The 21,671-nt window shown below is 34.1% G+C and carries 19 protein-coding genes; 5 read left to right on the top strand and 14 right to left on the bottom strand.

Annotation, left to right across the window (positions count from 1 at the left end; genetic code table 11):
* Window positions 1-99: 99 nt before the first annotated feature.
* The gene (locus tag F9279_RS15300) at window positions 100-972 is read right to left on the bottom strand and encodes an AraC family transcriptional regulator (RefSeq protein WP_152114548.1); all 873 of its coding nucleotides are present in this window, start codon (window positions 970-972) and stop codon (window positions 100-102) included.
* Between the two features lie 178 nt (window positions 973-1,150).
* On the opposite strand from F9279_RS15300, the gene F9279_RS15295 reads away from it, so the two are divergent.
* A complete protein-coding gene (locus tag F9279_RS15295) occupies window positions 1,151-1,993 on the top strand; it encodes an STAS domain-containing protein (protein ID WP_152114545.1) in 843 nt (280 codons plus the stop codon).
* Between the two features lie 53 nt (window positions 1,994-2,046).
* Here F9279_RS15295 and mmsB read toward each other — a convergent pair whose 3' ends face one another.
* The 7 genes from mmsB to F9279_RS15260 form a co-directional block, all read right to left on the bottom strand.
* A complete protein-coding gene (gene mmsB / locus F9279_RS15290; RefSeq protein WP_319020771.1) occupies window positions 2,047-3,177 on the bottom strand; it encodes a multiple monosaccharide ABC transporter permease in 1,131 nt (376 codons plus the stop codon).
* A gap of 79 nt (window positions 3,178-3,256) precedes the next feature.
* Complete coding sequence (gene mmsA, locus F9279_RS15285) at window positions 3,257-4,792, bottom strand: multiple monosaccharide ABC transporter ATP-binding protein (RefSeq protein ID WP_152114540.1); 1,536 nt, start codon at window positions 4,790-4,792, stop codon at window positions 3,257-3,259.
* Window positions 4,793-4,820: 28 nt separating this feature from the next.
* Complete coding sequence (gene chvE / locus F9279_RS15280; protein WP_413463214.1) at window positions 4,821-5,861, bottom strand: multiple monosaccharide ABC transporter substrate-binding protein; 1,041 nt, start codon at window positions 5,859-5,861, stop codon at window positions 4,821-4,823.
* Between the two features lie 211 nt (window positions 5,862-6,072).
* The gene (locus F9279_RS15275; protein WP_152114536.1) at window positions 6,073-7,299 is read right to left on the bottom strand and encodes a response regulator transcription factor; all 1,227 of its coding nucleotides are present in this window, start codon (window positions 7,297-7,299) and stop codon (window positions 6,073-6,075) included.
* Window positions 7,300-7,326: 27 nt separating this feature from the next.
* Complete coding sequence (locus tag F9279_RS15270) at window positions 7,327-9,114, bottom strand: sensor histidine kinase (RefSeq protein WP_152114534.1); 1,788 nt, start codon at window positions 9,112-9,114, stop codon at window positions 7,327-7,329.
* 15 nt (window positions 9,115-9,129) lie between these two features.
* Entirely contained in the window at window positions 9,130-10,128 is a 999-nt protein-coding gene (locus F9279_RS15265) for a substrate-binding domain-containing protein (protein ID WP_152114532.1), read from the bottom strand.
* Between the two features lie 150 nt (window positions 10,129-10,278).
* The gene (locus F9279_RS15260; protein ID WP_152114530.1) at window positions 10,279-10,887 is read right to left on the bottom strand and encodes a thioredoxin fold domain-containing protein; all 609 of its coding nucleotides are present in this window, start codon (window positions 10,885-10,887) and stop codon (window positions 10,279-10,281) included.
* 219 nt (window positions 10,888-11,106) lie between these two features.
* Between F9279_RS15260 and pepT the strand changes: the two genes are divergently transcribed.
* Both pepT and F9279_RS15250 read left to right on the top strand, forming a co-directional pair.
* Window positions 11,107-12,342 (top strand): peptidase T, encoded by a 1,236-nt coding sequence (pepT, locus tag F9279_RS15255; protein ID WP_152114528.1) that lies wholly within the window; start codon window positions 11,107-11,109, stop codon window positions 12,340-12,342.
* Between the two features lie 271 nt (window positions 12,343-12,613).
* Window positions 12,614-13,039 (top strand): hypothetical protein, encoded by a 426-nt coding sequence (locus F9279_RS15250; RefSeq protein WP_152114526.1) that lies wholly within the window; start codon window positions 12,614-12,616, stop codon window positions 13,037-13,039.
* A gap of 423 nt (window positions 13,040-13,462) precedes the next feature.
* Here F9279_RS15250 and F9279_RS15245 read toward each other — a convergent pair whose 3' ends face one another.
* The gene (locus F9279_RS15245; RefSeq protein ID WP_152114524.1) at window positions 13,463-13,576 is read right to left on the bottom strand and encodes a DUF4023 family protein; all 114 of its coding nucleotides are present in this window, start codon (window positions 13,574-13,576) and stop codon (window positions 13,463-13,465) included.
* Between the two features lie 191 nt (window positions 13,577-13,767).
* Here F9279_RS15245 and rpe point away from each other — a divergent pair, with 191 nt between their 5' ends.
* Both rpe and F9279_RS15235 read left to right on the top strand, forming a co-directional pair.
* Complete coding sequence (gene rpe, locus F9279_RS15240; RefSeq protein ID WP_152114522.1) at window positions 13,768-14,412, top strand: ribulose-phosphate 3-epimerase; 645 nt, start codon at window positions 13,768-13,770, stop codon at window positions 14,410-14,412.
* A gap of 311 nt (window positions 14,413-14,723) precedes the next feature.
* A complete protein-coding gene (locus tag F9279_RS15235; RefSeq protein WP_152114520.1) occupies window positions 14,724-16,217 on the top strand; it encodes a peptide MFS transporter in 1,494 nt (497 codons plus the stop codon).
* Between the two features lie 66 nt (window positions 16,218-16,283).
* On the opposite strand, the gene nagE is transcribed toward F9279_RS15235, so the two are convergent.
* The 5 genes from nagE to nagA all read right to left on the bottom strand — a co-directional run bounded on the left by nagE (window position 16,284) and on the right by nagA (window position 21,421).
* Window positions 16,284-17,738 (bottom strand): N-acetylglucosamine-specific PTS transporter subunit IIBC, encoded by a 1,455-nt coding sequence (gene nagE, locus F9279_RS15230; RefSeq protein WP_152114518.1) that lies wholly within the window; start codon window positions 17,736-17,738, stop codon window positions 16,284-16,286.
* Between the two features lie 99 nt (window positions 17,739-17,837).
* The gene (gene murQ / locus F9279_RS15225; protein ID WP_152114516.1) at window positions 17,838-18,752 is read right to left on the bottom strand and encodes an N-acetylmuramic acid 6-phosphate etherase; all 915 of its coding nucleotides are present in this window, start codon (window positions 18,750-18,752) and stop codon (window positions 17,838-17,840) included.
* Window positions 18,752-19,474 carry a GntR family transcriptional regulator gene (locus F9279_RS15220; protein ID WP_152114514.1) on the bottom strand — a complete coding sequence of 241 codons (723 nt, stop codon included), beginning with the start codon at window positions 19,472-19,474 and terminating at the stop codon, window positions 18,752-18,754. The genes murQ and F9279_RS15220 overlap by 1 nt, the downstream gene beginning before the upstream one ends.
* Window positions 19,471-20,223: a glucosamine-6-phosphate deaminase gene (gene nagB / locus F9279_RS15215; RefSeq protein ID WP_152114512.1), complete on the bottom strand. Its 753-nt coding sequence runs from the start codon at window positions 20,221-20,223 to the stop codon at window positions 19,471-19,473. The genes F9279_RS15220 and nagB overlap by 4 nt, the downstream gene beginning before the upstream one ends.
* Window positions 20,195-21,421, bottom strand: a complete 1,227-nt coding sequence (gene nagA, locus F9279_RS15210) for an N-acetylglucosamine-6-phosphate deacetylase (RefSeq protein ID WP_152114510.1) — start codon at window positions 21,419-21,421, stop codon at window positions 20,195-20,197. Before nagA ends, nagB begins: the two co-directional genes overlap by 29 nt.
* Between the last annotated feature and the right edge of the window lie 250 nt (window positions 21,422-21,671).

Raw genomic sequence — 21,671 nt, 5'->3', positions numbered from 1 at the left:
CATCCTTCCTAAAACTCGTAATCTTATATACTCATCATAAGGAAAAAAGTAGTCATCATCTATCCTATCTTTTTGCTCTAGTTGTAAAATATTGCTCTATTATTTAAATAACATATCTGTAAAAGCAAGATGATTTTTCCCAAGGCGATATTCTCCAGGAGAATATCCAACCCATTGTCTAAATACTTTAATAAAATAGCTTGCATTCGCATAACCTATCATTCTCGCAATTTCTTCTATCGTATAATCGGTATCTCTTAATAGCTTTATCGCTTTTTCTAACCGAAGCTTTGTTACATATTGCAAGGGTGTAAATCCAGTTATTTTCTTAAATAATCTAGTGAAATAATATTTAGATAATGTAGCAACTGCAGCTACTTCTTCTACACTTTCTACAGTTGTAAAATTTTCTTCTATATACCTTATTGCCTTCTTCATATGATCAGGCATATCATGCTCTTTATGTAAATTTAAACTATTTCGATATATTTCCATCACAAACTGATAGACCATTGAGGAAGCCAGATAACGATCGTTAATATTTCTATTATAAGCATGAAGATACATCGTTTTAAGTAATAATACAGGTGGACTTGCTTCTTCTAAAGAAAAAATCACTCCAAGCTCTTTTGATAAAAATTGCCATTCAGTCTCCAATTTTGTCGGACGAAATAGAATAAAATAAAACTCCCAATGATCATTACTACTATTAAAAAAATATTGATGATTACTTGGAATGTCAATCATAAATGCACTTCCCATTGACACCTCATGTAATTGCCCATTTACTATTAAGCTCCCTTTTCCCGAAACTGTATATTGAAATAGGATTAATGGTCCATCTGTTCGCTGCAGACCATCCCAATGATACTCAGTATTTGTAATATATTCATAACCAACAGCAAACAATTGATACAGAGATTGATCCATGCCATCTAAAAACCGAAATCCATAAACACCATGCTTGTACATATCTTTATTTCCTCCTCATTTGGCTCTATCTTGAAGGCGCTCTCATTATCTTAATGATAAAATGGTAATCCCTAGATAGCAACAGGAATAATAAACAATGAAAAAGCCGTATTTCTCCCCTTATCTCCTAAAACCATGTATACTGGATAAATAGAAATAAAAGTAGGAGTGAATTATTGTGAAGGATGAACTGGCCTATATTGGGAATAAAATTATAAAAAATAAAAGCATCCTAGGAGCTAATATAAATCAACTGCTAATAGAATTCTTATCAAAGGATTTTCCCTATCAAAGTCTCCCTTTTGACGAAAAAGGTACCCTTGAATGGAATGCGAAGCTTTTTTCCATTTTAGGTGAAGCACTTAAAGATAATAAGAATGCAACAGAAGTACAGCATTGGTCTGAAAAAACTGGTAAGGCTTTCGTAGATCATCTTGTCCCTCTACAATCAGCACTTCGTTCCTTATCTATTTATCGAAATATTATTTGGGACGTATTTACAGAAGAGCTAGAACAAAAATCCTTCGCCCCGATAACTATGCTAGATGTTGGAAAAATTATTGATCCTATTCTTGATGAAATTAGTGCCATAATAGGACATATTTATGAACAGAGTAATACACAAAAAATGAAAATGGCGTATTCTGCATTAGAAGAACTTTCTGTACCAGTTGTTCCTATTGCAAAAGAAACAGCTATTATCCCCTTAATTGGTGAAATTGATACACGACGCTCTCAATTAATATTAGAAGTAGCCTTACAAGAATCGGCTAATTTAAAAATAGAATATTTAATTTTAGATATATCTGGGGTACCTATTGTTGATACAATGGTTGCAGATAACTTATTTAAGGTAGTTCATGCATTAGATTTAATTGGAGTAAAATCCATTATTTCTGGAATTAGACCAGAAATAGCTCAAACGATTATTTCGTTAGGAATTGATTTTAGTCAAGTAACAACTTGTGCTAACCTACATACTGCATTAGCAAGTATCGGTTTAAAGCGTGTTATAGAGTAAAATAAAAAATGGCTGTTTCAGGTAACCTTACCTTCAAAACAGCCATTTTTTCGTTAATTTGCTTTATTCTTATTATAGATATCAAATGCAACTGCTGCTAATAATACTAGCCCTTTAATTCCCTGTTGCCAATCAATACCTAGTCCAAGTAAGGACATTCCGTTATTCATTACTCCCATTACTAATCCACCAATAATTGCTCCTGGAATGGTTCCAATGCCTCCATACGCCGAAGCTCCACCAATAAAGCATGCTGCTATTGCATCTAACTCAAATAAATTTCCTGCTTTTGGAGTCGCTGCATTTAGGCGTGCTGCAAATAAAAGACCAGATAATGCAGAAAGTACACCCATATTGACGAAAACCATAAAGGTCATTTTCTTTGTTTTAATCCCTGAAAGCAACGCAGCTTTTTCATTGCCTCCAATGGCGTATATATGTCTACCTGCTTTTGTTTTATTGGTCACAAATGTGTAGATGATAACTAAAATACCTAAGATGATTAGAATATTGGGTATTCCCTCGTACGTAGCTAATACATACGTGAATATATTTAAGATGAGGATTAATCCAACTAATTTTGTTACAAATAATCCAAAAGGCTGCACATCGAATTGATGTTTAAGTTGTGTTCTTCTATTTTTCAACTGAACTACTAGAAGGATAATAGAAAGTGCAATTCCAATCAATATGGTTAAAAGATGAACAGACCCTGAACTTGAGATGTCTGGGATAAAGCCTGAGCTGATTTTCTGGAAAGACTCAGGGAATGGAGCAATTGACTTTCCTTCTAATACAATCATGGTCAAGCCTCTAAATAGTAGCATTCCAGCTAGTGTAACAATAAATGCAGGAATTCTAACATATGCTATCCAAAACCCTTGCCATGCACCAATAACTGCTCCAAGCACTAATGAAATAACAATAGCGACAAATGGAGAAAATTCATAGTTTACCATCATAATAGCTGAAATTGCGCCAACAAATGCAGCAATAGAGCCTACTGATAAATCAATATGTCCAGTAACAATGACAAGTAGCATTCCAACTGCTAGTACAAGAATATAACTATTCTGCAAAATTAAATTAGTGATATTTAATGGTTTTAATAGTAATCCATCTGTAAGAATTTGAAACAAGACCATTATGAATACTAAGGCAATAATCATACTATATTGACGCATATTTAGCTGCAAAAGTGATTTAAGTGAATTTCCTTTTTTGGTTGTGGTTGGATTTGATTTTAACTGTGGTTCCATCCTTTTACCCCCTTACTTTACTTTTAGTCATTAATGTCATTAACTTCTCTTGATTGGCATCCTCTTTTGATACTTCACCTGTTATAGATCCCTCATTCATTACATAGATTCGGTCACACATTCCTAACAATTCGGGTAACTCTGAAGAAATCATTAAAATACTTTTTCCTTCTTTTACAAGACTGTTAATAATGGTATAAATTTCATACTTAGAACCAACATCAATCCCTCTTGTCGGTTCATCTAGAATCAGAATGTCAGGTTCTGAAAATACCCATTTACTAAGAACAATCTTTTGCTGATTTCCACCACTTAAATTACCTGCTTTTTGAAAAATACCTGGCGTTTTAATTCTAAATTTTTGGCGATATTCTTCTGCAACCATTATTTCTTTATTCTTATCTAAAACAGATCGCTTAGAAATCTTATCAAGCATTGCTAAGGTAATGTTTTGCTTAATATCCTCCATAAGGATTAAACCATTTCCTTTACGATCCTCAGATACATAAGCTAAGCCATAATTGATGGCAGCTGTTACATCTTTCAAATGAATTTCTTCTCCATTTTTGAGGATTTGGCCAGAAATATTCTTTCCATAGACTTTGCCAAAAAGGCTCATGGCCAATTCTGTACGACCAGCTCCCATTAATCCAGCGACGCCAACTATCTCTCCTTTGCGAATATGAAAGTCAACATCATCAATTACTTTTGTATTTAAATGCTGAGGGTGATATACATTCCAGTCTTTAACTTCCAAAACAATTTCGCCAACTTGCGGAATTCTCTCTGGATAACGGCTGGTTAAATCTCTTCCAACCATCCCTTTAATAATGCGATTTTCTGTTACTTGATCACCCTTAACATCTAAAGTTTCAATTGTTTGCCCATCGCGTAGAATGGTAATAGAATCGGCTACCTTTTCAATTTCATTTAATTTATGGGAGATAATAATAGCTGACATTCCTTGTTTTTTAAATTCAAGTAATAAATTTAATAGATTTTCACTGTCATCTTCATTTAAGGATGCTGTAGGCTCATCTAAGATTAGCAGCTTTACATCTTTTGATAGCGCTTTAGCAATTTCAACTAACTGCTGTTTTCCGACTCCAATATCACTTACCTTTGTATTTGGAGATTCATCTAAACCAACCTTATTCAGGAGCTCCTTCGCGCGATTAGTGGTTTTATTCCAATTAATCACACCCCTACTTGTAATTTCATTTCCTAAAAAGAGGTTTTCCGCAATTGATAATTCAGGCACTAATGCTAGCTCTTGGTGAATAATAACAATGCCTAATTCTTCACTTTGCTTAATATCTTTGAAAGCACAAACCTTATTTTGAAACAAAATATCACCAGAGTATGTTCCATGTGGATATACCCCACTTAGTACCTTCATCAAGGTCGACTTACCTGCACCGTTTTCTCCACAAAGTGCATGTATTTCCCCTTGTTTCACCTTTAAATTAACGTTATCTAGTGCTTTAACTCCTGGAAACTCTTTAGTTATCTTGCGCATTTCTAGAATGATATTTGTCATTTTCTCACCACCCCTAGCTAATTCTTTTTTATTGGCCAAGCTGTTCATTTGTATAATACTTTGTTTCTATTAGCTCTTTTTGATAGTTTTCAACATCAACCGAAACCGGTTTCAACAAATAAGCTGGAACCACTTTTTTTCCGTTATTATAGGTTTCGGTATCATTTACCTCTGCTATTTCTCCATTTAATGATGCTCTCGCCATATCTACCGCTTTTTTAGCTAGCTCTCGTGTGTCTTTAAAAATGGTTTGTGTTTGAGTACCATTTATAATTGCCTTAATGGATGCTAGTTCTGCATCTTGCCCAGTAATAATAGGCATCGGCTTATCTGCACTTCCATAACCAACCCCTTTTAAAGAAGAGATAACTCCGATAGAGATTCCATCATAAGGAGATAGCACTGCATCTAAACGTTCACTAGAATAATACGCACTTAAAAGATTATCCATCCTTGATTGAGCAAGTGCACCATCCCAACGTAGTGTGGCTCCTTGACTAAATTTCGTTTGGTTACTTCTCACCACGAGCTTGCCTGAATCTATGTAGGGCTGCAATATAGACATGGCACCATCAAAAAAGAAGTAAGCATTATTATCATCAGGTGACCCTGCGAAAATTTCGATATTATATGGACCATCAGATTCTTTTAAGTGAAGCTTTTCTTCAATATATTGACCTTGTAATACTCCTACTTGAAAATTATCAAATGTAGCGTAGTAATCCACATATTCGCTATGTTGGATTAAACGGTCATAAGAAATAATTTTAATACCATTTTTATGAGCTCTTTCTAGAACACCTGTCATACCCGACCGATCATCTATAGGTGCAATGACTAGGATATCTACTCCTTTTGTAATCATATTTTCAATTTGAGCTGTCTGGTTTTCAATAACATCCTCAGCATACTGTAAGTCTGTTTTGTATCCCAATTCCTCAAATTGCTTTCTCATATTTTCTCCATCATTCACCCATCTTTCAGAAGATTTGGTTGGCATGGAAATGCCAATATAACCCTTTGACTCTCCATTCGTTTGACTTACTCCACAACCACTTGTAAGGATCAATAGGAAAAGCGCAATAATTATTGTAAGCGATTTCTTAAACAAATGGATTTCCCCCTTTCCGCTCATGAATTGACCTGTTATCTACGCATTCAATATATCATTTACGTGAGTTACTGGTCTTTTCAATTAATTTACTATTTTTATACTTTTTTAACTTTAAATAAAACGCTTACAAAAAAAAAGAAACCGAGATGTGTCTATCTCGATTTCCTTAACATTTTGTTTCTTCCATCTGTTGAATAAGATTTCTTCGATATTTATTTGGTGAAATCCCGGTTGCCTTTTTAAAAGCAGTACTAAAATAATGCTGTGTATCATAACCAATTTGTTCGGATATTGTAACAATAGGACTGTCTGTCGATTGTAGCAAATACATTGCCTGTTTTATTCTTTTTCTTGTTAGTAACTGTACAAAGTTCATCCCTAGCTCTTGCTTGAATAGTCGACTAAGATAGACAGATGATACCTGCAATTCTAGTGCCACCTTCTCAAGTGAGATAGTTGGATCAGCATATTGATGCTCGAGGATGTTTTTTGCTCTTCTTACAATAGGTGATATATTTATTTCACTTTGAATTTGTTCTCTATATTGTTTATAAAGCAAGGAAATGTGGCTAAAATCCTTTTCATTATTCTTTCTATAAATAGACAAATACATATTCCATTCCTTCTGCAAATGCTCTTCTACTTTTTCAGTAAACTTTTGCGGAATAACCTGAAAAGCAATAATAATGATTCCCATATCATCGTGGAAAGATAAAATATCATAATCTAAAAATAGAGCAGAAATTTGATTCATGATTTTCTTTTGGAAAGCTTCTTTATCTCTTTCATTCATTAAATTTCTGCTTTCTATGTATTCTGAACTAGCTATGGCAAGGAATTGCTTTGGAGAGTACGACGGTAAATGAAGAAATGGTAATTGACTCAGCACCTCTTCATTACTTAGCTTTCCAAGTACCCACTCACGACAGAATTCTGTTTTTAAAGTGGCTAGGTTTTTAGTAATTTGCTCGGTAGTAGTGTTCCATAATCTTTTTTGGTCCTTTATTCTCACAAGCTCTTCTCGCATATTAGTTAGTATCTCCACGAGTAGATCAGGTTCGACTGGTTTTAATAGATAATCAGAAACATGTAACCTGACTGCTTCTTGTGCATATTTAAATTCATCATAGCCTGTTATAATAACAACTTGGCAATCGGGTAATTCAGCTTTCACTCTCTTAATCACTTTTAAACCATTCGCAATCGGCATATTAATATCTACCAATAATATATCAATGGAGTGAAGAATAGCCCTTTCTATTGCCTCTTCACCATCTTCTGCTTCGTCTATCACTTTCATTTGTAGATGCTCCCAATTAATAGAGCTTCGAATGCCTTCGCGAATAATTGGCTCATCATCTGCTATTAATACTTTCCATAATGAATTGCTCATCCCTAATCCCCTCCTATTATGTCCGTTTTATCTATTAACAGGAAGCTTAATCGTTACAACTGTCCCCTTATCAGCATTACTCTCCAACGTTATTCCATAGCCCTTCCCATAAGTAAGCTTAATTCTTGCCTGAACATTCATCATTCCATATCCAAAGTCAATGCTTTCTTTCTCCTTTTTATCCAAAATAGTTAATGTATGAAGTTTCTCTTTAAGTAAATATACATTTTCTTTTGATATCCCTTTTCCGTCATCTGATACCATTAAATACAAAGAATCATCTTGTTCTTTTATGTCTATTTTTATATATCCAGCTCCCTTTCTTTCTTTTATGCCATGATAAATTGCATTTTCTACAATTGGTTGAAGGACTAATTTTAGGATTTTCACTTCCTCTATGGATGGATCTACTACTATTTCATAATTCAATTTTTCTTGGTATCTAGCCTTTTGAATACGAAGATAGCTTTCTATATGCTTGATTTCTTCCTTCACCAATATGATGTCTTTTCCCTTACTTAGTCCTATTCTAAATAAAGAAGACAAAGAAGAAACAACCTCTGCTACATCCTTTGCACCATGCTTTCTTGCCATCCAATTAATAGTATCTAATGTGTTGTATAAGAAATGTGGCTTGATATGTGCCTGAAGACTTCTTAGTTCTGCTTCCCTTTTTTGCTTTTCTTGCAGCTCATTCAAGGATATTAAGCTATTAATCTTCGAAATCATATGATTAAAGGTTTGACCTAACTTACCGATTTCATCCTTCCTTTGCTCTTTATACTGTATTTTCATGTTTCCATTTTCTACTCTTTTCATTAAGGACATGAGACCAGTGATTGGATTTGAGATAGAGTGAGAGAAATAGTAGGATGCTGTAACACCAACCAAACATAGAAAAAACACAAAGCTCATTAAATAAAACTTAATTTCTCTTACTTCTGCTACGGATTCCTCTACATAAAATACACCTACTGTTGTCCATTGTGTAAAAGGAGTTCTTTGATATATAAATTCCATTTTTTCCTTCCCTATCTCTTTTTGATAGGCTCCATATTCCTCACCTTTCAACACTTCTTGTGGGATAGGAATACTCCTCTTATTATTAGTAGAGTACAATTCTTGCCCTTCCTCATCTACTAACATTAAGTAACCTGATAAACCTAATCGAATATTATTCATTGCCTCCCCTAACACACGTATCTTTAAATCTATTAATATTACACCAGTCACCTCTTGCGTTTCTCTATCTAAGATTGCTCTAACAACAGTAACTACCTCGTTATCTTTATAGTTGATTTGACTAATAATATTCCGATTTTTTGGTTTTCCAATAATTTTAAAGATACCTTTATTCTCAACAGCTTTTTCATACCATTCTTCTTTTGTTAAGTCCGCATCTGATTGAGCAAAAAGCTCATTACTTATATATTCCCCTTGTTTATTAATAAGGAATATTCCCGCAATCTCAGGGTACAACGATGTAAACCCTTGCATTTTTTGGCGAATAGAATAATCTTCTCTTATTCTTTGCTCCTCTTTGTTCATACCATTAAAAAAAGAGTTTACTTCCGTGTCTAACGAAATTAAGTAGCTGACATTTTGCAAATTAGTGATATAAGATTCAAAAGTAGCATTTACCTGATCAATTAATTGATATGTATTTTTTGTCGCTTGTTCACCTAGTATCTTTTCTACCGTTACCCCTATTACCAAACCAAGAGCAATAAAAGGAATTATGCTAATGATAATAAATAAAATAATTAGCTTGTTCCTAATTGATAAATTATTTAAGTTGACTACTTTGGAGAGCATGTTTCATTAGCCTTTCTATTTGTAATCTGCATAATATGTATCCACATTTTGATTTGTGACAATGGATAATCCTGTATCCACATATTCTGGTAATAAGAGAGATGCATCTTCGATAGAGAGAGAAGATTCTTTTTGCTCAAATAAAAAATGCATGGCCCAATATCCCATCTCCCATGTCCCTTGAGCTAAAGTTGCCGATATATCTCCATTTTTAATATAATCTAATGTTTGCTTATCTACATCAAAGCTTAGAATTTTCAAGTCTTCTTTCAACAATTTATTGGCAGCATCTGCAACACCAACTCCACCATTAGCCTCTGTTGCAAATATCCCTTTTATATCTGGATATCTTGTTAAAATCTCTTCTGCTACTTGTTGTGATACAAGTTGATTTCCTTCTCCATTTAACACCTGTACCACTTCCATGTTAGGATATTTTCCTTTTATTGTATTCATAAAACCTTCTGTTCTCTCTTTATGATTTTGCTGGTTTGGAAGTGTAATAACAGCCACTTTTCCCTCTTCACTTAAATCGCTTGCTAGTTTATCTGCTCCTTTAACACCAGCAACATAATTATTTGTTCCTAAGAAAGATCCTGCTTTGCTTTCAGGTGCATCTGAATCAAATAATACAACTGGAATACCAGCTTCCATTGCTTTATTAATTGTATCGTTTAAGGCAGTTGGGTTAATGGCGGATAGAGCTATACCTGCAGGCTTCTTACTGATTACCTGCTCTAATATAGTAATTTGCTCATGAAGATCATAATTTGCGCTACCTCGATAGACAACGGAAACATTAAGTTTACCAGCAGCATCTTCAAAGCCTTTTAATGCCTTTTTCCAATAGTCAATTCCTCCTTGAAAGGTTACCATTACAAATTCATCATTCAAGGAACCTTGTAAGCGTTCTCTATTATCTGTATTATTATGGAATAGTCCATCTTTTACCTGATAGATGTAAAATCCAAATAGTATTATTAATATAGTATAAATAGGGATTAACTTCTTCACTGTAGCACCTCACTAGGAAAAAAATGTATGTACTTCTATTATTATAATCTTTGCGAGTATATTGGAGAAGAATAATTAGTACTACTTAACGGAAAAAAAGAGATATACCAAAATAACGGATATCTCTTTTTTTCAAATGTGGGTCTTATTTTATTGTTTATCTATCAGCTTTAAAGTCTCATCTACACCTACAGCATAACTCTCAAACATTCCATTTTTAACTTGAATCATTGTCGGTGTACCTGTAATCTCTATTTCCTTAGCCGTTTCTGGCTCCTCATTACCATATGCCGTATTATGAGTGGCAATAATGTCCTTTTCATTATTTACAGCAATGGACCATGCTACCTCTTGATCATTTTGAAACTGTTCTAACGTTATCCCTTCTTTGAATACCTCTTTTTCATTTTCTAATTTCCCAATGATTTGATCATATTCTTTATGATGTCCTTCCCAATCATACCAATAATCTTCATTGCTAGTATTTTGCATATCTACAATATAAATCGGCAGTTCTCCACTATTACTATATGAGAGGACATCCTGTTCTATTTGCTTACAATATGTACATGTTGATTGCCAGAAATAAACAATATATTCATCCTCAGATTGAGTAAATGTTTCCTCTGCTTTTATTTTGGACAGATCTTCAATAGCTGTATGATTACTTCTATTTAACAGCCAAATGGATAAGAAGCTTATAATAATTACGGCAATTATGAATATAAATGTTAGTTTAGCTTTTTGGTTTTTCTTCATATTCCTCTCCTTTAAATACGTCTTTATAGATTATTTTACCTAGGACAAGGATGGAAAGGTTTATCAAAAAACAACAGTATTGTGAACAAATCAATTCTAAATAGTACATTGAATCCTTCTAGAGTTAACTAAAAGAATAGTTATCTACCAATTCAATAAATTCGTAAAATGTATTATTCTTATGTTAAAATCAACTATTATATATAGGAGATGAATACTATGAAAGAAAACATGATTAATCGCTTCATTTCGTATGCGGTAGTTGATACACAATCTGATGCTGATAATGAAGAATGCCCGTCTACTCCTGGACAGTTAAGATTGGCAAACCTTCTAGTAGAAGAACTGAAGGAAATAGGTTTAGACGAAGTAACCATAGACGAAAATGGCTATGTAATGGCTACACTTCCCGCTAATACAGATAAGGAAGTTCCGACAATAGGTTTCCTTGCTCATCTTGATACAGCAACTGATTTTACAGGGAAAAATGTACGACCACAAAGAGTAGAGAATTATGATGGTAAAGATATTACATTAAATGAAGCTCTAAATATCGTTTTATCTCCAAAAGATTTTCCCGAACTTAAGAATTATGTTGGTCACACTTTAATTACAACAGATGGGACTACCTTACTAGGCGCAGACAATAAAGCAGGAATTGCTGAAATTATTTCTGCTCTTATCTACTTAAAGGAAAACCCTGCTATTAAGCATGGAAAAATTAGAGTAGCATTTACACCAGATGAAGAAATAGGAAGAGGACCTCATGAATTTGATGTAGATAGATTTCAAGCAGAATTTGCTTATACAGTCGATGGAGGACCACTAGGAGAATTACAATATGAAAGCTTTAATGCTGCTGGAGCAAAAATCACTGTAAGTGGGACAAATGTGCATCCAGGTACAGCAAAAGGAAAAATGGTTAATAGTATAAAAATCGCAATGGAATTACAAAGTAAATTACCAGAAAATGCAGCACCAGAATATACAGACGGCTACGAAGGCTTCTACCATTTACTTTCTTTCCAAGGAGATGTAGAAAAAACGGAATTACACTACATAATTCGTGATTTTGATCGTGCTTCCTTCGAGGATAAGAAAGGCTTTATTCAAAGCGTTGTTGTAGAATTAAATGAAAAATACGGAGAAAACGTAGTAAAATTAGAATTAAATGATCAATATTATAATATGCGTGAAAAGATTGAACCTGTGAAAGAAATAGTAGATGTAGCCCATCAAGCAATGGTCAATCTAGGAATAAACCCTCTTGTTCAGCCAATTCGTGGTGGAACAGATGGCTCACAGCTATCCTATATGGGACTTCCAACTCCTAACATTTTCACAGGCGGAGAGAACTTTCACGGAAAGTTCGAATATGTTTCTGCTGATAACATGGTAAAAGCAACAAATGTAATAGTAGAGATCGTTCGACTCTTTGCAGAAAGAGAAAACTGATCAACAAAAGAAGGCTAGTATAGTCTTCTTTCGTTTTCTTTCCTCACCCTTCTTTGAATTATTCATCTAGTTGATACACAGTTGTATAAGGTCAATCCACTGCACTACAGACTCTCGCATTCACCTGTCTTTAAAAAAATCAGTTATACAAGTATTTTGATTCGAAATACGAAATATATTTTGTACTTTTGCTAGTTTAGTATATAATAATAAATCAGTGCCAAAATCCTTAACCTTTTGGCGGTAAACAATAGATTAGAGGAGTTTTGCAATGAACACAATGAATCAAATGCAAGAAGAAGCAACACAAAATATAGAATTACATCACTTTATATTAGAAACGTTTGGTTTACAATCAAAGAAAAAAAGAGTCCGTAAAAAGCTGTTTAAACAAGTTGTCTCTCAAGAGAAGCTACTAAAAAAGCTAGTAAGTGAGTTTAAACAAGCAGATCAAGATCAAGAACAAGAATCAGCTGAAGAAACTACCTACATAAAGCTTGATCATTTACCTGTAACAACACTTTTAAAAATTGGTAAAGAATTCTTTAAAGAAGAAGAAAGTGTTCGTTTTTATTATAATAAAAACAAAGAATCCTATTATAAAAATAAGGATGTCTTAGTTCAATGTATTTCTAGTAGTTTTGAAGCTGCAAACCACGAAACACAAAAGGCCATCATTCAAATAGTTTCAAAATAATTTTTAATAGTTAGAGCCTATTTATCTAGTAAAATACCAGTGAATTGGCTCTTTTTTTTGTACAAACCAATCTGTTGCTGACAAGTAATATTGTAATAAATTACTTTCACCCTAAACAATCAATTTCGTGACAGCCAAACCCTATCGATGCTTTTGCTGTTTGACAAACCGAACCAAACAACTCTGACAGTATCCAGACTCTTTCTCAAACTTATACCATTTCTCACACCTCAAACATTTCTTATGTAATACCTCATTAACCATTAAATCATATCCATAATATCTTACTATTTTTTCTAATTTCATAAAAAAATCTCCCTTCACATTATTCCCTTGCTACATTATGCAACGAGAGTTAAACTGTGAAAGGAAATTTTCATGAAATTCACTTCTTATCAATCAATAAAAGTATCAATACTATTGTTAGTGCTGCTTATTAGGCAGTTTTGCTTCAGGGTGTCCTTTCCCCTTCTTTTTGTTTTGTTCTTGTTTTTTCTTATTTTCTTTTAGCTCTTCTACAAATTCGTTTGTATCCATTACATAACCTCCTCTTAAAATGTACATTTTAATGTCCCACAGTATTTATGATTTCATGCATGATTATTATCTTTACTACTTCAACTCTCTGTCTTGCAAACTTGTTTGACCATTCCCTGTTTGGTATAATTTTCATGTCATACATACTAAAGCATCCTAACTAATTTCTAATACGAAAGGCAGGTAAAATAATGATTAAAATTGCACCTTCTATTCTTTCTGCTGATTTTTCTAAGCTTGGAGAAGATATTAAAGATGTTGAAGCAGGCGGAGCTGATTATATCCATGTAGATGTTATGGATGGCCATTTTGTACCAAATATAACAATTGGTCCTTTAATTGTAGAGGCTATCCGACCAGTGACAAAACTACCTCTAGATGTTCATTTAATGATTGAAAATCCGGATAACTATATCCCACAGTTTGCTAAAGCAGGCGCAGATATTATCACGGTTCATGTAGAAGCTTGCAATCATTTACACAGAACTATTCAATTAATAAAAGAACATGGCGTTAAACCAGGAGTAGTATTAAACCCAAGTACACCAGTTGAAATGATCAAACATATCATTCAAGATATAGATATGGTTCTTCTTATGACAGTGAATCCTGGCTTTGGTGGACAAGCTTTTATCTCAAGTGTTCTACCTAAAATTAAGGAAGTTCGAGAACTTGCAAATAAAATGAATCCAACGTTAGAAATAGAAGTAGATGGCGGCATAAACGAAGGAACAGCTGTATTAGTAAAAGAAGCAGGCGCAAATGTTCTAGTTGCAGGCTCCTTCATTTATAACCAAACTAACCGAGCGAAAGCAATCGCAGCAATTAGAGGGTAATATGAAACAAAGTAGCTGATTAAATACAGCTACTTTGTTTTTTGCTAAAAACTATACTCAAAAGATAATTCCACTGATTTCCTGCCAAAAAACCTTCTTTTAGGACCATTTCAATCTATCTCTCCGTTTTTACAGAATTCATATAATAGTTAAAATAAACCAAACATTCTATTATCTTAATATAATAATAATTACCACTTTTCTAACATAATCACCATGTTTTCTTTAATATTTTCCATATACAAAAATTATTTTGACAAATCTATTATTCGTTCGATATTATATTTAAATATGATAGAGGAGGTTGAAGTATGTCAGATTTTAATAAACAGAAAATTGTGGACAGTGTTCCCCAAAAAGGATTCTTCGGACATCCTAAAGGGTTATTCACACTTTTCTTCACAGAGTTTTGGGAAAGATTTTCCTATTACGGTATGCGAGCTATTCTCGTTTATTATATGTACTATGAAGTTTCAAAAGGTGGATTAGGAATTAGTGAAGGATTAGCTCTTTCAATAGCTTCTATCTACGGATCTCTAGTATATATGTCAGGTGTCATTGGTGGATGGTTAGCTGACAGAATATTTGGTACATCTAGAGCAGTATTCTATGGTGGTATTTTCATCATGTTTGGTCATATTGTTTTAGCATTTCCAGGTAGTATTACTATGTTCTTTATTTCAATGGTCTTAATTGTAATTGGAACTGGTCTACTAAAACCAAACGTATCTAGTATTGTTGGAGAAATGTATAGTCCTGAAGATGCTCGTCGTGATGCTGGTTTTAGTATTTTCTATATGGGTATCAACCTCGGAGGATTCCTTGCACCAATTATCGTTGGGGAAATAGGAATGAATTATAGCTTCCATCTAGGTTTCAGTATTGCTGCAATTGGAATGCTAATTGGATTAATAGTCTTTATGATGACAAAAAAGAAAAACCTTGGTCTTGCAGGTACAGTTGTTCCTAATCCGTTATCTAAAAAAGAAAAGAAAAAAGTTTTCACTATAATTGGAACTGGTCTAGTTGTCCTTGCCATAATACTTGCTATTACCATTCCTTTAGGGTATTTAACTTTTAATTCTTTTATTACCATTATTGGAATACTAGGATTCTTGATTCCTACTATTTACATCACTGTGATGTATCGTAGTCCTAAAACAACAGCAGATGAGCGTTCTCGCTTAATTGCCTACATTCCTTTATTCTTGGCATCTGTTATGTTCTGGGCTATTCAAGAGCAAGGTTCTACCATCTTAGCTTCTTATGCGGATAAGAGAACTCAATTAGATTTTGCAGGTTTCAGTATTTCGCCAGCACTTTTCCAATCGATTAATCCTTTATTTATTATTATTTTAGCACCAGTATTTGCATGGATTTGGATTAAGTTAGGCAACCGACAACCTTCTATTCCGAAGAAGTTCTCCATTGCTTTGCTATTCGCAGGTTTATCTTTTATTATCATGATGCTTCCTGCTTACTTAGGTGGAGAAAATACGCTAGTAAGTCCATTATGGCTTGTATTAAGTTATTTCTTAGTAGTAGTCGGAGAATTATGTTTATCTCCAGTAGGATTATCTGCTACAACTAAATTGGCACCAGCTGCGTTCTCTGCGCAAACAATGAGTCTTTGGTTCTTATCAAGTGCTGCTGCACAAGCATTAAATGCACAAATCGCACCATTGTTTACTAAAATATCAGAAGTAACTTACTTTGGTATTTTAGGTGGAACAGCTGTTGTATTGAGTATTGTTCTATTCTTACTATCTCCAATGATTCAACATAAGATGAAGGGGATTAAGTAATGTTAAAAGGCATATCAGAATTTCTGATATGCCTTTTCATTAAGATTTCTAATATTATTTGTATGATTATACTTTTCTAATCTTTTCTATTTCATCTGCAACAAATTGAACTTGTGTTCCTACAATTACTTGGATACTAGTCTTGCCTACAATATTAATACCTGGTATCCCTGTTGCTTTGATTCTTTCTTGATTAACAGTATCCATATCCTTCACTTCAATTCTTAAACGAGTAACACAGTTATCAACAGACGTTACGTTTTGATCTCCACCTAGTCCTGCATAGATTTCTGTTGCCATAGCAGCAAATTTATTATCAGCTGAAGCTGCTACTTGATTAATGGAATCTTCCTCTAGTAGCTCATCATCTTCTCTTCCAGGTGTCTTAAAATTAAATCTCGTAATTAAGAAACGGAATAATGTATAGTAAATAACGGCAAACACTAATCCTTGTACTACTATCATATAAGGCTTATTAGCAAGTGGTAAATTATAGCTTAATACATAATCAATTAATCCACCACTAAAGGCAAATCCAGCTGTCCAGTGAAAACTTGCTGCTATAAATAGGGAGATTCCTGTTAATACAGCATGAACCACATATAATCCTGGAGCTGCAAACATAAACGCAAACTCAATCGGCTCTGTTACACCCGTAATAAATGCTGCTACACCAGCTGCTAACATTAAGGATGCTACTTGTTTTTTACGTTTAGACTTCGCTGTATGGTACATAGCAAGAGCTGCTGCTGGAAGCCCGAACATCATTACAGGGAAGAATCCAGCTTGATACATACCCGTTATACCCTTTGTTCCATTATTAGACCAGAAATTATTAATATCATTAATTCCTGCAATATCAAACCAGAATACAGCATTTAAAGCATGGTGAAGACCTGTTGGAATCAATAAACGGTTAAAGAATCCATAAATCCCTGCACCAACAGCTCCTAATTTACTAATTGACTCTCCAAAAGTAACAAGACCTGTAAAGATAGTTGGCCAAACGTATAAAAGAACTAAAGAAATAACTAACATAGATCCTGCACTTAGAATAGGCACTAGCCTTTTCCCACTAAAAAATGCGAAAGCGGTAGGAAGCTGCGTTTTACTAAAACGATTATATAAGAAAGCGGCTACTGCACCCGCTAGAATACCAATAAATGCATTTTCAATTTTAGAGAAAGCTAAGTTTACATCTTCTACATTAATACCTTGAAGCATCGCAACAGATGCAGGCGATAAAACAGTTTTTACTACTAAGTAAGCAACTAAACCACTTAGAGCAGATGCCCCATCCTTATCCTTTGACAACCCTAGTGCAACACCAACTGCAAAAAGGATAGCAATATTATCCAATATAGATGACCCTGCTTTTATTAAGAATGAAGCGACAGGACTTCCTGCTCCCCATCCAGATGGATCTATGGCATAACCAATTCCTAATAATATGGCTGCTGCTGGCAAAACTGCTACAGGTAACATTAAAGCTCGACCTAATTTTTGTAAGTATGCTTTCATCCAAATTCCCCCCTAAATCTACTTATGAAATAAATGAAAAAAATAATTTCAATGAAGCTTAGAACTCTTCTATTATCACGGCATCCCTCCTCTAAAGGATCAATTTTTTATCTTTTTAGAAAAATAGAGTTGAACTGCTTTTTTTATATGACCCTCTGCTTCTGCTATATAGCGAAAAGCATCCTCTTTTGTACTATCTGTTAATGCTCGAAATAAGGCAGTCTTTAAATCATAATCATTCTCTTCTAGAATCTTAGTTGCTTCTAATTCAGTAATCTCTGTTAAATTTGTGAGCGAATCAATGGCTCTTTTTACAAGCTTGCTATTAATTAGCCTCATATCGACCATTTCATTGCTATATACCTTTCCCAGTCTCACCATAGAAGCTGTAGAAAGCATATTTAAAATCATTTTTTGAGCAGTTCCTGCTTTTAATCGTGTAGATCCTCTTATCACTTCTGGGCCCGTTACTGCTTCAATTCCATAATCACATATAGAAGATAATAGAGAATGTTCATTATTACTAATCCCAATAGTAGTGGCATTTATTTCTTTAGCATACTGAATGGCTGATAACACAAATGGAGTAGATCCACTAGCTGTTACCCCAATTAATACATCGTTAGAAGAAAAAGAGTGAGACCTAAGTGCAGTAAGAATATGCTGCTCATCATCTTCTGTTTCTTCAAGGGACGTCCACATCGCTTCATATCCACCTGATAGAATACTAGTCCAACGCTCTTTTTCAATAGAGAAAGTAGGACCCAATTCTACTGCATCCACTACACCTAATCTTCCACTTGTTCCAGCTCCGATGACGAACACTCTACCACCTGTTATCCATTTTGCTACAATAGCATCAATTGCTAATGCAATGGTTGGTAATGCCTTTTGAATAGATACTGCAATTGTTTCATCTTCTTTATTCATAAAAGATACAATCTCTAAGGAGTTCCATTCATCTAATGCGAGACTTTGACTATTTCTTTGTTCCGTTGTTTTCTGATTTGTCATTATTTCGACCTCTTCATATCGATTACAAATTTATAACGGTCACCACGATAAATCGATTTTACATATTCAAATGGTGTACCATTTTCTAAATAACCAAAACGCTCCATTAATAATACTGGTGCACCACTAGCTATACCTAAGGAAGCACTTTCTTCTAATTCAGCAAGAGTTGATTGTAACGTCTGTGTAGCATGACTAATTTTTAGCTGTAATGTATCTTCCACATATTCATAAAAAGAAGCATGTAAGGTTTCTACTTGTAACTCTTTTATTAAATGAACTGGTATATAGGATGTTTCCAGTGCCATCGGAATATCATCTGCAATTCTTAGCCTAGTGACTTCATACACCATGTCACCTTCTTGAATATTCAACTTATTAGCTATGGTCATGGTCGAAGCAATCTTTTTAAAATCCAGTATTTTGGTTTGCGGCGTTAACCCTCTTTTCTTCATATCTTCCGAAAAACTTGTCATGCCTGAAAGTTCCTGTTCTACTTTGGGAGCAGCAACAAAGGTTCCTTTCCCACGTTGGCGAACTAGTACGCCTTCTGCTACAAGATTATTGATGGCTTGACGTACTGTCATTCTACTAATTTCATACTTCTCGGAAAATTCTCGTTCTGAATAAATAGGATCTCCTGGATTTAATTCTTTGATTAGCTCTTTTATTTCTACTTCAAGCTGGTAGTAAATCGGAATATGTGAATCCTTAATAATCAACTATACACACTCCCTTTATTTTCTTTGAAGACTGATAGAGCCTCCTGGTCAGCAATCATGATGACATTAGAATGATTTTTTAGGATGGATGCTGGTAAGTTTTCATTAACCTCTGACTTCAATAATTGATCTACTATCTGTGCCTTCTTCTTGCCTGAAATAAGGAGAAGAATTTTTTTACTTTTCATGATGGTAGAGATCCCCATTGAAATAGCATGTGTAGGAACTTCCTCTATTGATTGAAAATATCTAGCATTTGCTTTTATTGTTGATTCTGTTAGCTTTACAATACCTGTGATAGAATCAAAAGAAGTTCCAGGCTCATTAAATCCAATATGGCCGTTTTCTCCAATTCCAAGAATCTGTAAATCGATTCCACCAGCTGAATCAATTAGCTTTTCATATTTCACTCCAGCCTCATTATCTTCTATATTTCGAGCAGTTGGTAAGTACGTATTTTCTGGTCTCAAATCAATATGTTTAAATAAATTTTCTCGCATATAATAGTGATAGCTTTGCTCATTGTCTTGGCTAACTCCGATATATTCATCCAGGTTCATTGTCACGACATCTTGGTAAGAGGTTCCATTCCCCATAAAATCCTTAATGATGTATTGATACATACCAACCGGCGTACCACCAGTAGCTAATCCAAGCACACTATCTGGTTTGATTCGAACTTGCTTAATCACTTCACTAGCAGCTTGCTCACTCATCTCTTCATAGTTTTTCACTTCTATTAATTTCATTTCCATACCCTCCATTCACATATACTATTTGACCTTGGCAAATTGTTAATGCAAGTTGATTATTCTGATCTAATACAACTAAATCAGCATCCTTTCCAACTGCGATACTTCCTTTTCGATTCAAGACACCGATTTGCTTTGCTGGGTTATAAGAAGCCATTTTTATTACTTCCTCTAAAGAACATCCCGTAAAGTTCATCATATTATGGATAGCATCTATCATTTTTAATGTGCTTCCTGCAAGGGCACCATTTTCTAGTAATGCTTTTCCATCTTTCACTAAAACGGTTTGACCACCTAAGGATGATACGCCATCCTCTAATCCTTTTGCTCTCATACTATCTGTGATTAAAATAATATGATCAGCACCTTTTACTTGATACGTTAGTTTTACAATACTTGGATGGATGTGAATTCCGTCTACAATCATTTCAGTCATTAATTCAGGGTGTAACAAGGCTGCGCCTGCAACGCCAGGGTCTCTGTGATGTATGCCTCTCATCCCGTTATAGAGATGTGTCACATGATTTAATCCTGCTTGTATGCTTGCAAGAATTTCTTCGTATATGGCATCAGAATGGCCCATAGAAGCTATAATATGATTTGATTTTAAATATTGAACAAGTTCTAACCCACCATTTTCTTCTGGGGCAAGAGTTACCAATTTTATTTGATTTTTTGAAAGATCATTCCACTTTTTAAATTGCTCTACATCTGGCTGTTTTATTGCATGCAGTGGCTGTGCACCTGCTCTTTTACTAGAAATAAAAGGACCTTCTAAATGAACACCTAAAATTTCGGCTTTCCCTTCTTCTTGCTCATCCATATATTCTCCTATAACTGAAAGTGCTCTCTCAATATCAGTTGCAGGCTGTGTCATAGTAGTAGCTAGAAAACTAGTTGTACCCTCTTCTGGCAATGTTTTTGCCATGGTTTCTAGTGCTTCTATTGAAGCATCCATTGCATCTGCATCATTTGCTCCATGTATATGAATATCAATGAAACCAGGAATTAAATGAAACTCTTTAGGAAATTCTAAAACCTTAGCATGAGCCCATTCTTCCTCCTTAAAGGTTGACAGATGTTCTATCGCAAATATGGTTCCATTCTTTATTACCATATATCCATGTTCTAGAAATTCTTCTTCTGCATATATTCGTACATTCTTTATTACTAAGATGTTCTCTTGTTCTAACATGCTTTAATCCCCTTTGTTACTATTATCTATATATCTAGATGTCTATACCAGTTGACTCGTACTCTTATCTTATTCCTAATCCTACTAAAAATATGCGTAAAAATCTTGGAATTTGTTAGATAATGTGACAGTCTATTTTGAGCAACCGCTTACAATTTGGATTATAATTTACTTTCTTCTTTTCTGTCAACCATTTTTTCTATTGAAAACTTTTATTCATTCTAATTTACATACCGAAGTGTATCCCTTT

The sequence above is a fragment of the Bacillus sp. B1-b2 genome, assembly GCF_009183415.1.
Lineage (GTDB): Bacteria > Bacillota > Bacilli > Bacillales > Cytobacillaceae > Niallia.
Note: the sequence above shows the minus strand (reverse complement) of the source record. Positions and strands in the feature narration are given on the sequence as shown.

Bases quoted from the DNA above. Each gene is read 5' to 3' on its own strand.
- F9279_RS15300 (WP_152114548.1), bottom strand. From the start codon at position 972: ATGTACAAGCATGGTGTTTATGGATTTCGGTTTTTAGATGGCATGGAT.
- mmsB (WP_319020771.1), bottom strand. From the start codon at position 3,177: ATGCGTCAATATAGTATGATTATTGCCTTAGTATTCATAATGGTCTTG.
- mmsA (WP_152114540.1), bottom strand. From the start codon at position 4,792: ATGACAAATATCATTCTAGAAATGCGCAAGATAACTAAAGAGTTTCCA.
- F9279_RS15275 (WP_152114536.1), bottom strand. From the start codon at position 7,299: ATGAGCAATTCATTATGGAAAGTATTAATAGCAGATGATGAGCCAATT.
- F9279_RS15270 (WP_152114534.1), bottom strand. From the start codon at position 9,114: ATGCTCTCCAAAGTAGTCAACTTAAATAATTTATCAATTAGGAACAAG.
- F9279_RS15260 (WP_152114530.1), bottom strand. From the start codon at position 10,887: ATGAAGAAAAACCAAAAAGCTAAACTAACATTTATATTCATAATTGCC.
- pepT (WP_152114528.1), top strand. From the start codon at position 11,107: ATGAAAGAAAACATGATTAATCGCTTCATTTCGTATGCGGTAGTTGAT.
- F9279_RS15250 (WP_152114526.1), top strand. From the start codon at position 12,614: ATGAACACAATGAATCAAATGCAAGAAGAAGCAACACAAAATATAGAA.
- F9279_RS15245 (WP_152114524.1), bottom strand. From the start codon at position 13,576: ATGGATACAAACGAATTTGTAGAAGAGCTAAAAGAAAATAAGAAAAAA.
- rpe (WP_152114522.1), top strand. From the start codon at position 13,768: ATGATTAAAATTGCACCTTCTATTCTTTCTGCTGATTTTTCTAAGCTT.
- F9279_RS15235 (WP_152114520.1), top strand. From the start codon at position 14,724: ATGTCAGATTTTAATAAACAGAAAATTGTGGACAGTGTTCCCCAAAAA.
- nagE (WP_152114518.1), bottom strand. From the start codon at position 17,738: ATGAAAGCATACTTACAAAAATTAGGTCGAGCTTTAATGTTACCTGTA.
- murQ (WP_152114516.1), bottom strand. From the start codon at position 18,752: ATGACAAATCAGAAAACAACGGAACAAAGAAATAGTCAAAGTCTCGCA.
- nagB (WP_152114512.1), bottom strand. From the start codon at position 20,223: ATGAAATTAATAGAAGTGAAAAACTATGAAGAGATGAGTGAGCAAGCT.
- nagA (WP_152114510.1), bottom strand. From the start codon at position 21,421: ATGTTAGAACAAGAGAACATCTTAGTAATAAAGAATGTACGAATATAT.